The organism is Brevibacterium spongiae (assembly GCF_026168515.1).
GTDB lineage: Bacteria > Actinomycetota > Actinomycetes > Actinomycetales > Brevibacteriaceae > Brevibacterium > Brevibacterium spongiae.
Genome location: NZ_CP093443.1, coordinates 2530451 through 2546456 on the forward strand (window position 1 = coordinate 2530451; position 16006 = coordinate 2546456).

Below are 16006 nucleotides of genomic sequence, written 5' to 3' on the forward strand. Positions count from 1 at the left end.
GTCAGTTCTCCTCTGCATTCTCGTTGAACATTTCGCACACAGGTGTGTCTGTCGGGACTGCTACCAGCAAGGGCCGCAGCAGACTTCGATTTGGCTGCATTGATCTGATGAGTTCGTCTTCTTCGCTGACGGCCCTCAACCGGTGCTTCACGGTCGCGCCTTGAACGAGATCGAGTGCGCCCTGTTTCCACTTTTCATTACGATCGAACCATTCATGGACTCGGCGTTCGATCCGGGCCTTGCCGGAGCCGATGACTTCTTCAATGCTCTCGGCAACTGCGTCGATCGCGGCTGGCACCAACGGCTGGAAGTTTTCGGTCTTGATAACCCCTGGGTTGTGGGTCAGCGATCTCAACCCGAGGTCAGCAACGACTGCTTCAGCGTCCGCGAATTCGCCGGTCAGTCCGAAGTCCGGATTGCCTCCGGGAAAGACAACTGTCCGGAAGATGCTCGAGACAACTTGCCCGCGGAGGTTCGTCAGACCTGCATGAACAACGACAGTCGGCGCTTCGACCTCGGCGCGGATGACGTAGATCCCACCGCGTTCAGGAACACGAGACAACGCTCGATCAGCTACCCATTCGAGGACCGGGTGTAATGGTCCGAGGTAATGGGCTTCCGGCCAGAGCGAAGCATTCTTCGAGTCAAGTGAGTTCCGCGCGGCTTCGACCAGCGTACGCCCCACCAACTTGTTGGTTGCCAGTTTGAAGTTCGCTTTGACGTTGCGCTCTTTGAGATAGCTCTGTGGCAGACTCTCCAGACGCGACCACATGTCGCGGGGCGGCTCGAGCTCAGCGATCGCCTCTCGAGAGTGAAATTGCCAGCTCACTCCCCCGCCGCCATCGGCGGCAGGCTTTTGTTCCGGGTGGTTGCCATAGACCATCGCCAGGCCGTCCTCAAGGAACTCAACTGGCGAGGAGTAGAGAGACAATCCGGTAGCTGCGCGCGATGTCGGTTGTGAATCGAGAGTCTCAGATTCTTGACCATTTGCTGCAACGGCGTTTCCAGACGATTCGGTGCTTGCAGGCTCGTCCGAGATACCGGTCATGATCAGGTTGAGGAGTTCATCGGTCTGCGTTGCGGTGCTGACGTCGGCGACCACCTCGTCGAGATCTTGTCCCTTGGCGAGGGCAGCCTTGATGGCTTCCTCCTCCGCCTCGGCGGTGTATTTGCCCATGAGGGCGGCCGCGTCACCCAGTGCGGTATGCGCTTCGTTCTCTTTTTCGATGAGTTTCTTCAGCACGCGAATGTCGCCGGAAAAGCGCTCAGATTCCGGTTGCAGCACCAACGTCGTAATCTGCGGTCGCTCAGTCTGCCCATAGCGATCGATTCGGCCATTGCGCTGCTCGATCCGAATGAGGGACCACGGAATGTCGAAGTGGATGAGCTCGTGACATTGAGAGTGGAGGTTCACACCTTCCGATGCCAGGTCGCCGGTGACGAGAACACGAATGGGCGAGCTCTTCTTCTTGAAGGACTCGACGACGTCCTGTTGTTCGACATCGGAGAGTCCGCCGTGAAGAATGGCGAGCTGATCGTCTTTGAGCTTGAGGTCTTGGGTGAGATGCCGTTGCAGAGCGTGCAAGGTAGCGACTCGCTCGGCGAAGATGACGACTCTGGTGTCATTCTTCGGCCCGATGCCGATCTCTTTCAGATAGTCCAGCAGGGCGCCGTACTTTCCTGTTTGTGGGCGCTTCTCGGTGCGGTTGCGCTCGACTGCGGTCATGCTATCGACGGCGTATTCGCGGAGCCGGTCGAGGTAGGTGCGTTCTCGAGCGACTGCGTCGGAAGGGTCCTGATTGCTCAGGACACGTAACCGGTTGTCGATAGTCTCGACGAGTGCTTCCGGGCTGGAGAGGAATGCTTTGGCCAGTGTCCAAGGGAAGAGGCTGGTTCTCCCGGAGTAGGGGCTCGACCCGATGGGATGCAGCCAGATCTGGTCGAGCTCCTCTGCCACTGCGTTCTCCTCGAGACTCGCATAAGCGACACGGGCCTGGGGCTCTTTGCGTTCGGCCCAATCCGCGCCAACCTCTTTCTTCACGTCTTCGGAATAGCGGTGCCTGCGGACGATGAGATTCTTCACGGCATCCTCGTCGAGGGATCCGTCTGGGTTGACCGCAGTCGGTTCAAGGAGACGGATCAGTTCTGCGAAGGACTCTTTCTTGCCGTTGTGCGGGGTGGCACTGGCGAGGATCAGCGCATCGGTGTTCTTGGCCAAGGTATCGGCCAAGCGGTGGTTGAGCGAACTGGTGTTCGTCACGTTGTGTGATTCGTCGATGACGACGGCATCCCATTTGTGGCGACGTAGGTGCGACAGGTAACGATCGGACTTGAGCGTATCGATCGAGATGATGGCGCGTTTGAAATAGGTGAAGGGGTTGCGAGTGGCCGGCAGCTTCTGCCGGATCCGCTGGATTCCCTGGGAATCGAGGCGGACGAAGGGAATGGCAAATTTCGTCCACATCTCGTGCTGCATCTGCTCCAGCACGTGCTTCGGGGTGACGATGAGGATGCGGTCGCCGCGACCCCGTTTGATGAGCTCGGCGAGGATGAGACCGATCTCGATGGTCTTGCCCAACCCGACTGCGTCGGCGAGAAGAATGCGCGGTCGCAGATTCCTGGGGTCGAGGATCTTGCGCACCGGTGTCCGCTGGTAGTCCTTCGGATCGATGAGCATCCCATCGGCGACGGTGAGATTGGTGTCTTCAACCGCTGTCGCCGTCTTCATGAGTGTGGCTTCGAGCCAGAGTTTGGCATCCCTGTAGCCAGAACTCGGGTCATTGACGAGGGGAGCTTGCCTGGGGTCGATCGGGGTGACCGTATCGATCGAGTCGAAGAAGATCGCACTGGTGTCACGAACAAGTTCGGACAGCCCTTGGACTTCGATTCGCTGAACAGGTTTGCTGGGAACTCTCTCTTGGTGGTTCGCCCGTTCATAGACCGTCTGAACTCCGGTGACCAGCCACTCCTCATCGCGGACTTCGACGACGGAGCCTGGGGCGAGGGTGGCTGTTCGCTGGTCATCGTCGACCACATCGGCATGACCAGTATCGGTCGGAAGCACAGACTGTGAAGACTCCATTGCACAAACCTCACGGGAAGACGGCCACTACTCACGTCATGCTATCTCGGATCCGGGAGCTTCAGCGCCGAGCCTCAGACGTGTCCAACTGCCACAGACCTATTCATTCCGATTTCCCGCCTCGCGAGCAGTCCGATTCCAACCGCTCACCTCGCAGTTCAGCGGAATGTTGACTCTGAACACCATCATTCGCCCGGGCCAGAAGGAGCATTTCCATTTTACGCGCGGGCCTCAACGGCTACCTACATCAGTGGATCAAGGCTAAACCCAAGCGACTCCGCATTTACGAGCCGACCAGACAATGCAAATCAGGGCATCCGTGTCGCACGCCCCGGAAACTCGACAGACCGCACCGAAAGCAAGGGTAAGGACCACACCACGTCCCTGGCAAGAGTGGCTGATACCCACAAACCGCTTAAACGCGACAGTGCACTAGCAGGTCGAGGCACTGACGATCCGAGCTCTGAGCCCTCCAAATTAAGATACCCAGAGGAAAACACCGAACCTAGTCAAGCAAAGTTACCCCGCTAGTTGCCTCACCAACATAACGAACTTAGACACAATCCACACTCATGTGTAGTACCGATTCCTACACTTCAGTGTAATGTTAGGCGCATGGAGAACAGAACCTCTCAAACTCCGCTGAATATATACAGCGACTTCTTTGAGTACCGCGATCGCGACCTCATCGACCCCGACGATCCAGTCAATCGAACGATCTACGTGATCGACACAAACGTACTCCTCAACCTATTCAAATACTCACGATCAACTGCGCGACAAGTCATTGAGGTACTCCACCACATGCGCAATGCGCTCTTCCTCCCACATCAAGTCCTCGAGGAATTTTGGCCTTTGCTAGCGGAGGTGCGCAAAGGCTCCCACCACCTCGAAGCAAAGGGCAAAGTTGACACTTCAATGGCCAATGCGCGCAGAGAAGTCGAAAAATGGTTTAAGAGGACCGGACTAGAAGCCATCGAGGAATCGTCGCAGGAAACTGGATTAAAGCTTACTTCAGGCTCCGATACCCAGGCGGGCCTGTCGCTTGAAGCGGTCGTTGCCAGCGTTGAAAATTTGCTAGACGAGATGGAGGCTGCGTCGTCCCGCATAGGCGAGATCATCGATAGTGTCTCCGAAGAAGCGCAAGAGAATGAAATACTCGACAGTATCGAGAAGATTTTCGAGGGGCGAGTTGGGCGGGCACCAGATGAAACCGAGCACAAGCGGTTGCTCACCGAGTTCGCCGACCGAATTGACAAGGGACTTCCGCCTGGAAATAGAGACGTCGAAATTCGTAAAGGCGAGACAGACAAAGCCAGCGGAGATTTTTTCATCTGGCGACAGGGACTAAACGAAGCGAAGCACCGGTCTGAGGAACTCGGCCAGTCAGTTGACCTGACCCTAATCACAAATGACCTCAAAGACGATTGGACTAGATCTACAAAACCAGACCCTCTACCGCGACGAGAGCTGGTTCGAGAGTTCGCGAACGCAACAGGGGGCGGAGTCTTCCGAATAAAATCTTTCAGGCACCTCATTGAAGTCGCGACTTCACATTTCGGTGCGCAGTCCCTCGACGCTGCTGGAATGGCACAAATCGAAGCGGTAGAAGATGACAATCGAGGCTGGACAACCGACGCAGCCTTCAACTATCTCGCTTACCTTTACGACCGGCCAAGATACCATGATCAGTTAAAAGTACTACTTGCTGCTTACGGCGCCGCGAAGAATGGCATGGACCCCATCACCTTTTCCGAAGCTCGCGAACTGACCGGCAGAGAAAACCTGGCACAATTTTCTTCGCCTTTCCGCACTATTCTCAATAATTTTGAAGACGATACTGTCGATGAAGCCATGATTTGGAGTAGATACCCTGATAATGGAGAGGGAGTCTATTGCTTTAACGGCAACCCCCTAGACGCCTTAGAAAAAGTATTACATGAAGACAAAGACTTCGCAAATATAGCAAGATCGGGATTTCAGGACCTATGCAGACTCCGAAATGTAGCCACAAGAGATTTCGACTCTTCAGACGCTTCCTACCGAACAAGAGCAGAAGTCAATCCAGCCCAATGACCTGCACAATTGAGGCCGTACTAATCTGCGACGTCGAAATAGACGAAGAAAGGTTGTCCGAGAAGCTGGCAGACACTCAACGACAAGAGTCCGAGTGGCTGATTGGGCCGTACGTTTACACTTACAATGGTCCGGACGGAAGAACGGTTCGAACGGACGCGGTCGCTCGATCGACCAATTTTCCGCCCCAGCTCAACGCACTACTTTTCGGCCCCTTCGGCTCATCTCTATCACAGCAGTCAGAGACTGCCGGCAATGCACGAACCAGGACGAGTCAACGGCACCCCGCTAGATACACTTCGGGACAACAGCCTCTACTTCCAAGCGAAGATTCGATTTCTTCCATTTTCCAAGTCGCTAGTGTCTCGTCCGAATCTACGGAGATCGCGATTAGTCATGCCGATCTACTTCTGGCTGCAGCAACCCCGGTCGATGCTTCAACGGCGCGACCTGCAGTACTGTCGTTGCACTTATCAATTACAGCCCGCAATCTCGATGAGGCACTCTCAGTTGTCAGCGCGATGTCTCACTCGAGAGGAAAGCGGAATGAAGGGTTTGGAAGAGGGCGCCCGGGGCAGGACATGCTGAAATCGATCGACTCCCTGCGGAGCGTTTGCAAGTTTCCAACCGGATCAGATGCTGCGGAAGGAAGCATCTATACTCTGACGCTAAACAGTCGAACTAGCGATTCTGGGGACTGGGCAGTTGACGATGAGGAGTTATATCGCTGCGCAGCGCTACAAACTACTGAAAAGGCACACAGCGCACGGTCACGTATCGAAGAAGCGACGAAAACCAAGCGTTCGATCAGTAAATCATGGAGCATGCTTGCATTGCGACATGGCGCCAGCTTTCAGTTGCATTCGCCGAAAGAGGACGATTTTCGGCAGTTTGCTCCAGTCTATTTTCACACCCTCTACACAGATGCGTACATGTTGGCGCGCTTGCAGACTCAGCTCTTACGGAGTTGGGAACGTCCCGCGTACTCCATCCTCTCGGGGACTGTAGGAAGCGATGACCTTTCATCAGCCCGAGATCAGATGATGCGCCTTGAACGAGCGGTTGCTGTTGACAGCGCGCGGTATTGGCTAAAGAAGACAGAAGCAAATACAGGAAAGTCGATCTCGATCCTCCATGATGCACAAGAGGCGCAACGAGTTTCACAACGCCTCGCAAGTCTCGAAACTCAAATTGCGACGTTGGCTAGACTTGCTGAGCGTGACGCGACTAACCGTCGAACCAAGGCGCAGGAAACTCTTTCCGCAATAGCGATGGTCCTCGCAGTAGCAGTCTTTCCCATAACAATTGCAAACGACCTAGTCAGCCTGTTCGGAATCAAACTACCTTCGCTGGTTCTTGTGCTGATTCTTATTGTTCTTGCTGGAGCTCTGGGGGTCTGCGCGATTGTCGCTCGGCGACTCTTGCTGAAACGACGATAGGCTCTTAGACTGCAAGAACACTTAATCAATGCAGATTCATCCGATCCCTAAATAGTTTAATTTCTCTACTTTCCCTATCAAACCGGCTCTTCGTAATTGAGGTTGCAGGTCGGTGATTCCAGGACACGGCGTGGCGCTGCCGGGATAGACGTCGAGGTCTTCCGACGATGGAAGTTCTCACACTTTCCATCCGAAAGACCTCGACGTGGCCAAGCCTACTTTCTCGCCCCCTGACCTCACGACATTCTGCCGACTCGACTCCCACGATCTGACCTGTATCGGCCAGCACGTCAACGGGCACAGAGCCGTTCTGGAATGCCGGGCCTAACACTGCCGATAACTGGTGCCGTCGGTGCGGTGGCCACGTGATCGTTCGCGATACCGTAGTCCGCCATCTGGCCCACGAGCCTTTCGGTCACCGGCCGACCACGCTTCATGTTCGCCTCCGCCGTTACAAATGCGTCGAGTGGTGCCGCGTATGGCGTCAGGACACCACTGCTGCGGCACCACGACGAGCGAAGATCTCTCGAACCGGCCTCGACTGGGCACTGCGTGCTCTCGTCATCGACCACGACACCGTGTCCGTGATCTCCAGCAAACTCGCCGTATCCAGGCACACCGCGAACTTCGCAATCCTCGCTGAAGGTCGCCGACTGTTGATCAACGCCCCGACCGGGTTCGACGGGGTCAGCGTCATCGGTGTCGACGAGCACGTCTAGCGGCACACCAGGCGTGGCGACAAGTACGTCACCGTCATCATCGACCTCACCCCGATCAGCCAGGCAACAGACCCAGCACGTCTGCTCGATATGGTGCCCGGATAGTCAAAACAGGTGTTCAAACAACGGTTGGCCACCCGACCCAAGGGTTGGCGTGACGGCATCAACGTCGTCGCGATGGACGGATTCTCTGGCTTCAAAACAGCCGCCGTCGAAGAGCTGCCCGACGCCGTGGAAGTCATGGACCCGTTCCACGTCGTCAAGCTCGCCGGCGATGCCCTCGACGAAGTGCGCCGTCGTATTCAAAAAGAGACCACCGGCCGCCGCGAACGAGCGGGGGACCCGCTGTATCGGGCGAGGAGGACTTAGCACACGGGCATCATCTGCTTACGACGAAACAGCAGGAGAAGACCGAGGGCCTCCTTGCCGACCGGAGCTTCACTGCGGTCGAAGTCACCTGGGCCTTCTACCAAGACATCGTGACCGCCTACCGAACCGCCGACCGCAACGAGGGCAAGAAGCTCTTGCAGAGGGTCATTGACGCTCTGACAACGAATCTGCCGTCCGAGCTGATTGAACTCAATCAGTTGGGACGGACGATGAAGTGTCGAGCCGCCGATATGCTGGCGTTCTTCACGCGTCCGGGGACGTCGAACGGTCTCACCGAGGCGATCAATGGCAGGCTCGAGCATCTACGGGGGTCAGCATTGGGCTTCCGCAACGTCTCCCACTACATCGCCGGGTGCCTGCTCGAGTCCGATGGCTTCAGACCGGTTCTACACTCTCATTTACGATGAGCCCCCTTTAATGCCTTGCTCTCGGTCATAGTGTTTTCCTCTCTTGGTTCATGATTCAAGCTCTGTTGAGTGATACACAACACGCCTATGCACGCGGCGCGGATGGGCAAATAGTGCAACCTGAGAAACTAACTTTCGATTCTCCCAAATTTGGAAATGTGGTTGGATGCTGCCCCGGAACATTCCTTGATATGAAACTCGGTATAGTGCGCCAGTTCCACCGTGTAGTGCCGTCCGCAGTACACGCTCGTAGTCAGTTCGGCAGATTCGTCGCCATGGGCTCCCCAATGAATGAAATGCGTGGGGGAATTGACGCAGACGCTTTGGTGCCATTCGCAGCCTCGCGGCCTGTCGCCACCATCGTCAACCTCGGGAAGTCCGATTCCACTGTCAAAACGTGTTCTCGTCGCCATTACTGTTCCTCCTCGATGAGCGCATGCAATTCGCCTTCCGCTCGATTGATCCCCTCGGCGATCTCGGCACCTGTGAGGGTGATCCTTTCATCGAGGAAACGTCCCCACTCGCTTTCCCATGCCCGTTGCTTCCGATTAGACCTGTCCTGCTTCTCAGTGACCAGCACGTCGATTCCAACCTGTGCGCCGTCCTCGTCATGGTGAACGGCAATGTTGGCACCAGGCCACGGCAACGGCAGAGCCACGTCCGAGTCCAGCACCCGGATCACAAGCCAGTCATCACTCCCGCTCTCCAAGGGAGAATCATCCCGAGTGAGGTCTCCCGCCTCCGTCAGCTGTTTCCATGAAAGTGCATAGTCCGCTTCGAGATGCTCTCGTTGCGCACCCAACATCCGAATATGTACGAACGGACTGTACTTTTTGTCGCCAAAGGCGCTCTCCATCCAGTCCTGAGAAATGTAGCTAGTAGAGAACGGAATGGGAGCCCATCCATCGACCTCATCGTTATTGAACCGGCGAAGCATCGTCTGGTCGGCGATCTTTTCCGCCTCGAAAGCGTTGCGAACCTGCCAGACTTCAGTCCTCACCTGGGTCGTGGACAGTGCGTTGTCTAGCCACTTCGACACCTCAGCCGCCGCCGAGAAGCTCTCGACCGCTACCTCGTCCCGCCCGTAGGCCACGATATTGTGTTCCATCCGGGAAAAAGCACTCTCCAGATCCTGGCCCGACCACGCCGAGTTGTGCTCGGTTTCATGCCCCTTCGCATCTTCGATCGCGATCGCGTCATACCAATCAGCCACCGTTGCCAGCCCGCCAATCCGCTTTGAATAGGGGTGTTTGACCGAGCGCTGCTCCCCCTCGACCACCACATCACACGTAGCCAACCGGGACCCCAACGATTGCTCGTCATGTTCGGTCGGCTGATCGGTGTCGTTGGCCAGCGTGATGGTGAACTCACCCTGGTCACCCTGCGTGGTGCGAGCGTTGATGCGCCATCCCTGCTTGGTCGCTGTATCGATGGGTTCGAACTGCTCAGGTCGAACGGATGTGCCATAAATCGGTCTATGATCTTTCGGCAGATAGTCGCTGATTGTCACGAGTGCCTCCCTGGGAATGGATTACAGCGTTAATGTCGGTGAGTTTTTAGTGCCTGTCGGCGGGGCTTCGCGCGTCTCCTAGCGCAGCAATCGAACTTCGAGTACTTCGGATTTCAACGGGAGGTGGATCAGCACCCGTGTAGGTGCTGCTCCCTGCGCGGTCTCAAGAGCGTGAGCATAAGTGGACAATTGGCCGAGGTAGTTTTCGGACACGTGTCCAATCGAATCCGTGCCGGGATACGACTTGTGATCGACGAGTACGTGTTCACCGCCAGGCAACACGATGCGAGCGTCGATCCACCCTTCCATCACCTGACGCTCATCGTTGCGCCATGTGATCGGGGACTCGGTGACCTCCTCGGCGCCGGGGAACGTCTCCTCGATCCACGTGGTCCACCGCCGGCCGAGTTCGATGAGCATTTCCGGGGAAAGGTTTCCCTGGGAATCCCAGCGCGCCAGAATTCTCTCGGCCGCGGTCTGATGTTTCTCGTCGGATAGGGAGCTGAGCGGCAGACCGAGGTAGGCGTGGATCGCGTCCCCGACGCGATCCCAATTTCTTCCGCCGTGTTCGACCAGCGGCTTGCCGAGCGACGCAAGAAGACTCACCTCCGCATCGATGCCATCAGACGGCACGCTGCTCGCGGTGAACCTCGCAGGCAGACCCGTTTGTTCAGCCGCTGGCGTCCGGCTCGGGATGTCCGTTTGCGCAAAGAACGACCGTGATTCGGTGCCGCTCTCCCCCACACCCTCAGTCTCACCGTCGATCGGAAACGCACTGATCCGCATCGTTAGTTCGTGTTGCACCGGCACACCGTCGCCCACAGACCTACGGAGATCAGCGATCCGAAGAACACCTGCCCCTTCGACAGCCGGCGATGACGAGTCGCCCACCGTCGCGACGTCCCATTCGAGGAGTCTTTCGTCGACCGACGCACTGAGGACGTTGTTCCTGCCCATCGGGTCACCGAACGCCACGATGCTGTGGCACTCGGCTCGGGTTAATGCGACATAGAGGAGCCGTTCCGTTTCCCGCTTCTCTGCTGCTCCTGCACGGCTCACCGTGTCCAAGTTTGCGAGACGTTCCTTCAGCGGACCATAGTCTTTGATCACTCCGGGCAGGTACCGCAGTGACCGGTTGGCCAAAGGATGCCTGGCGTCGAACACTGGTGCCTTCTCCACAGTGATCTCGCTGTGACCATAGTCCTTGTCGACGGGCACACCGACGATGACGACCGGCCACTGCAGACCCTTCGACTGATGCATGGTCGTGACAAGCACGGCATCGTGCGCGGTCGACTGCTCATAGGAACCGGCCGCCTCGGTGAGGTGATCGAGCAGGCCTGCCGGAGTCACCGGCGAGCGTGTCTGCTGCGCGGAATTTTCGTATTCTCCAGCGATCTGGCACAAGGCATCCAGCGTGGCCAAACGTGCCTCAGGGTTCGTCCAAGCCTTGATGCGCTGCGGCAGGTCGAGAGCATCAATGATGGCCACCACCAGTTCCGTTGCCGAGTAGCGGGCTGCGTTGACCTCGAGTTCGGACAGTGCCGCCAGCGTGGGATCGTCCCACCACGTCCGATAATGCTGGTGTCGTTCGTCCTTATCGACGATCCGCGCTGTCTCTTCAAACCACGTGTGGTGGCTGCCGTGATCTGGCATGAGCGTGACGAGTTCGGCCAGCGCCACAGCATCATCGCGGTCGACGACTGCCGCCAGGCCTGATGCGACGAACTGTCCTTCCCTGGTGGACAGCAGATTACTGGTCGACCCGACGGCTCGGATGCCGCGTGCCCGCAGTTCCGCGACTACCGAGTCGACCTGGGAGTTGGTGCGCACGAGGACCGCAATATCACCCTGTGACACCTCTCCGTCCGGCAGTTGAGGCGAGCGCTCCAGGAGGTCGCCGACTCCTTCTGCAATGGCTTTGACCATCCGGGAGTTCGCTTGGGTGCCTTTGCCCTTGTCCGTGTTGGGTACCCAGAGCTCACGGCTGCCGATATTGCGCAGATGCTCGCGTTCCGGGGGAATGCGAAGCACGACCTCATCTTCCTTCTGCTCGGCGAACACTGAGCTGAAGAGTGTGTTCGACAGCTCGAGAGGCGATTCAGTTGAACGCCATGATGCGCCGAGGTTCTCCGAGGTCGCTGTACCCAGATCCGTCGTTCCTTCAACCAGTGATGCGAAGACGTCGTTCATCAGTTCCGGATCGGCTCCGCGAAAACCGTAGATCGCTTGTTTGCGGTCCCCCACCCATATGACTTCGTCGACGAGGTCGGCGAGTTCCATGAAGATCGCCAGCTGGATCGGTGAGGAATCTTGGAATTCGTCAACGGCGAGCAGCCGGTAGCGGGACGCGATCGATGTTCTCACTCGTTCATTCGTGCGCAGCAGGTCGAGCGCACGGACTTCCTGGTCGACGAAATCCATGACGCCGAGGCGGTTTTTATGTTCTTCGTAGGCGCTAAGTGACGCGATCGCAGTGTCGATGACAAGCTCGGTCAGTGCCGCGATATCGGCATGGAATGCGCTGTTAGCCAGCAGCTGTTCGGCAACCATCCGTGAACTTGAGTTCTCGAGTACCGCCTTCGGCACGACTCCGGGTGCCTTCCCACCCTGTGCCGCCGGATAGTTCGCCTTGGCAACTTTCCCCCACGACGACCATGGAGTCCGTGCGAAAGGATCGACATCCTCGGCGTGAGTGTCGAGATCGCGAAGGAAATGATCGAGCGTGACGATGCTGCCTTCAACATTGTCTGCACTCGCCTTTGTCATCTTCGGCACACCGGCCGGAAGGTCCTCTCCATTCCGAAAGCATGTCAGCGACTCACGAAGAACGTCGATGTCACTGGCCAGGCAGTCCCGCCACGTCTGACGGCGATCGGCCTGCTTCGCGGGGAGGGCCGAGAGGTAAAGTTCGATCGAGTCGCGGGCGGAAGCGCGCAGCTCAGCCTCGCCGAGGTGGTTCGACCGTGCCGCCTCGGCGATGTTCTTGACGAGTGTGGACCACGCAACCGGTCCGTGGCCGTATGGGTTCGCATCTTCCGGTCTGCCGTTGTGTCCGGCTCGCGCTAGGAGATCTCGGTGTGTGATTTCGGCATTCGCGACGACTTCGTCAACTGCGGTGGCGAATACGATCTTCTGCTCGTTTTCATCGAGCACACGCAATTCCGGCGAGAAACCGGCGTCGATGGCGTATTCGGTGACGAGGCGGCCGGACATCGAATTGATGGTTCCGATGAGCGCTGTACCGATCTCCTCGGCTGCGGTGATGTTCCCATCGTCGAGGAGTCTCTTCTGCGTCTTCTCGATGAGGTCGGCGGCAGCTCGAACGGTAAACGTCGTGGCGATGACCTCGCTGGCGCGCAGAACAGGTTCACCCGTAGCCGTCTTCTGCGACAGCCGTTCGGAGAGCACCTGGGTCAGCCGATAGGTCTTGCCCGACCCTGCCGAGGCGGTGATGACGTGAACGCTCATGAATGGTCTCCCGCAATGCCGTAGATGAGGTTTAAGTCGCTGAAGGCCTGCCGCTTGGTGACGAAAAGGCGTCCTTCCTCCAGTTCCTCGTTCTTGAACTCTTTGAGGGCCTTGTCGACTTCACTGCCGGCTTCGCCCGGATTGGTCCCGAGTGCGGCGTGAATATCAGCATTCGGAGACTCGAATCGCCCAGCGACGATGTTCGACAGCGCATGTTCGACCGATTCTTCGATCCTCGGCCACAGCCCCGCAGGATCTCCGCCAAGCCCGTTGCCGTCGTCGTCGAGAGAATCTGCTTCCCCTGTGGAGTTCGGGTCGAGCGCAGCGTCTGTCGAGACGTACCGGCCCTGTTTGAGCATGAAGTAGGACGTCAGAGGGTGAGCCTGGGGGCTTGGTTCGGTGGTGCGGGAGTAGACGCTCAGCTGAACGGCTTCCTCGTCGCGAATCATTGTCCGGTACCGCTTTTCGAAGTTTGCCCATTTGAGGTCGATGATCACCAGTCGTCCGTCGACGAACTCGCCTTCGAGGTCTCGCTGCCCGCGCAGCTGGATCTGCCGGGGCGTGCCGGCTACGGTCAGTGTCCAGTCAAAGGTGAAGTCAACCTCGGTGCCGGTGATGGTGAACCCACGCTTCTGTGCAACCGTGAAAAGGTGGGTAAGTGAGGCGACTGCGGTCGAGCGGATCGCGTTCCGTCGGGCGAGCTGCCCGGGCGGGAGCAGCTCTGAAGCGAATCGTGGGACGAGATCATCGAATGTGGCAGCGATCTTCGCAGCCGAAGGTGCCGCTCCACGGTCTACGTCAGCAGAGCGCACCAAGTGTTCGACGACAGCATGAACGAGGGTCCCTATCATGCGATTGTCGGTGGGAATGTCGAAGGTGAAGCCGCGAACCAGTCCCAGGGCTCTCGACAGAACCCATTCCTGAGGGTCGCTGAGCAATTGGTCGATCTGTGTGTACGACAGCGTCGCCGGCAAGAGATGGGTGAAATCCCCGTCAAGGGTCCGCGAAACAGCCTGCGGTCGTGTACTCCGCTCAAGCGGGACTGCCGAGGTCGGGATGGTCACATCGTGCAGATTCCAGGATTCGATGTCGAAGAGGTCGCCGACTGACCGGTTGACCGTCACATCGTTGAGCACCGAGTCGACCGAGGCTGAGGTGTATCGATCGGGGTGGGTTGCTGCGATGACTTCGCTGAGCCTGGACAACGCCGGGTGGAGTGCGAGGGGTTCACCCTGGCTGGTATCAGGGCAGAAGCACACCAATGTCGAAGCAGTGCGAATCCCCCTGAGTTCAGCTGCCTGGCGGAGTCGTTCACGGTTGGCGACCGTTGCGATGTGGACTCCGGCGTCCGCGAGGACAGCGATCTCAGTGGGGTCCCACGACTCGGCCGAGGAAGTGGCGTTCCGGTGAGAGGACCACCAGACGATCGCCCCCGTGCCGACAGGCACCTCGGAAGGATCGCTGACGACGGTCCAGTCGGCGGCTTGAGCGGTGGCGACCGCCGTCGTCGATCTGGGTGCGCACGACTCGACGATGTCGAAGAGTTCTCGGGGACGCAGCGTTTTTGTACCGAGCTTGCCGAGGGCGGCACGGAATGAGTCGAGATGTCCAGCCGCCTCGTCGAGGAAGGAATCTGTAGTCGTCTGGGTGCCGTCTGATGATGCATTTTCACCGTTGGCACGGTGATGGGCACTCAGCCGGCGCAGGCGTGTGCTCAGCCAGTCGAGCGCGAGCGGCAGGGAATTGAGGACGAGCTCGTCGTCATGGACGAGCGGCGGGGAAACGCGAAGGAACTCGTCAAGGATGCGGGCAGTGTTCCATGCGCTGGTCAACGTCTCGGGTTGCGTGAGGGCCCGATCGTGGAGTGTCCGCAGCGCTGTCATCCAGGCGGAGTGCTCGTCACCTGAGATGCCCGGTTCCCGGGCCAGCGCCTTGAGCAGGACGGAGGAGACAACGTGTGGGACAAGCTTCTTCGCTGGTGACTCTCCGCCGTCGGAGCCGAACGAGAGGTGGAGGAAATCTGCCACCCGTCGGATGTCGGTTGGGGGCAGAACTGCACTGAGGAAGACCGGGAGAACTTGGGCAGACGGTGTCGTGGTGGTGGCACTGGGAACGCCGAGAGTCGGTGTGTCTCGTCGTAAGAGCTGTTGGTCAAGGACTGAGGTCGAGTCTCCGGCGATGATGCACAGTCGGTCACGGTTGGTCAGGTGGGCGAGGTAGCGGGCGGCTGCCTCGGCGGTGGACCATTCGTCGGGTCCGCGAACGATGGTGAGTTCTGGAGTTGCTGAGTTCGCGATGGTCTCTGACACCGCGACTCCAAGGGTTTCTACCGCATTGACGATGTCTTGCCACACCTGCGGGAGAGTGTTTCGCTGATCACGGAGCTCGATCGACGAGATGCCCAAGGGCCAATTGGAGCTGTGGATCCGGAGCAGTTCGAGGACTTCGCGAAGATCGTCGGCACGACCTGCTGCGAGCGTCGCAGTGGTGTCATGGGAGGACCCGAGCACGACCAGCGCTTCAACTTCGGACAGGGCATCGAGGCGAGGGTGAGCGGAATAGTCCGTGGGTTTGAGGTTCGGACTCCACCCCGCCTCGATGGCGTCATCGCGCATCTCGAGCAGATGCTGCGCCGTGTGCCAGGGGTCGTTGACGAACGACTGCCGATACCAGGGGTGATCGGCACGCTCCAGCAACGCTCGGTACTGGGCGATTCGGAAAGTTCGGTCGGCGGTGGGGCGGGTCGTGCCCAAACGGGCCTGAAGGATCCCGAGCATGCCGAGTGGACCAGTGACCACGGTTGTGCCGGAGTCATCGGTCGTCCACGGAACGCGGTCAAGGTTCCATCCGAAAACAATGCGCATGCTGGTCCTTCCCAGAGCAACTAAACAGAGATTATTCCGAAATGACGG

At 58.2% G+C, this 16006-nt stretch carries 6 protein-coding genes and 1 pseudogene; 3 read left to right on the forward strand and 4 right to left on the reverse strand.

The window, feature by feature from the left end; all coding sequences use genetic code 11:
• Nucleotide 1 precedes the first annotated feature (1 nt).
• Nucleotides 2-3064, reverse strand: a complete 3063-nt coding sequence (locus L1F31_RS11370; RefSeq protein ID WP_265417407.1) for a helicase-related protein — start codon at nucleotides 3062-3064, stop codon at nucleotides 2-4.
• A gap of 633 nt (nucleotides 3065-3697) precedes the next feature.
• On the opposite strand from L1F31_RS11370, the gene L1F31_RS11375 reads away from it, so the two are divergent.
• The 3 genes and pseudogenes from L1F31_RS11375 to L1F31_RS11385 all read left to right on the forward strand — a co-directional run bounded on the left by L1F31_RS11375 (nucleotide 3698) and on the right by L1F31_RS11385 (nucleotide 8113).
• Nucleotides 3698-5158: a PIN-like domain-containing protein gene (locus L1F31_RS11375; protein WP_265417408.1), complete on the forward strand. Its 1461-nt coding sequence runs from the start codon at nucleotides 3698-3700 to the stop codon at nucleotides 5156-5158.
• 581 nt (nucleotides 5159-5739) lie between these two features.
• Nucleotides 5740-6597, forward strand: a complete 858-nt coding sequence (locus L1F31_RS11380; protein WP_265417409.1) for a hypothetical protein — start codon at nucleotides 5740-5742, stop codon at nucleotides 6595-6597.
• A gap of 205 nt (nucleotides 6598-6802) precedes the next feature.
• Nucleotides 6803-8113, forward strand: a pseudogene (locus L1F31_RS11385) (ISL3 family transposase).
• Between the two features lie 412 nt (nucleotides 8114-8525).
• Here the strand turns inward: L1F31_RS11385 and L1F31_RS11390 are convergent.
• The 3 genes from L1F31_RS11390 to L1F31_RS11400 all read right to left on the reverse strand — a co-directional run bounded on the left by L1F31_RS11390 (nucleotide 8526) and on the right by L1F31_RS11400 (nucleotide 15958).
• Nucleotides 8526-9623: a hypothetical protein gene (locus tag L1F31_RS11390; protein ID WP_265417410.1), complete on the reverse strand. Its 1098-nt coding sequence runs from the start codon at nucleotides 9621-9623 to the stop codon at nucleotides 8526-8528.
• A gap of 78 nt (nucleotides 9624-9701) precedes the next feature.
• Entirely contained in the window at nucleotides 9702-13094 is a 3393-nt protein-coding gene (locus L1F31_RS11395; RefSeq protein WP_265417411.1) for a UvrD-helicase domain-containing protein, read from the reverse strand.
• Nucleotides 13091-15958, reverse strand: a complete 2868-nt coding sequence (locus L1F31_RS11400) for a PD-(D/E)XK nuclease family protein (protein WP_265417412.1) — start codon at nucleotides 15956-15958, stop codon at nucleotides 13091-13093. The genes L1F31_RS11395 and L1F31_RS11400 overlap by 4 nt, the downstream gene beginning before the upstream one ends.
• Between the last annotated feature and the right edge of the window lie 48 nt (nucleotides 15959-16006).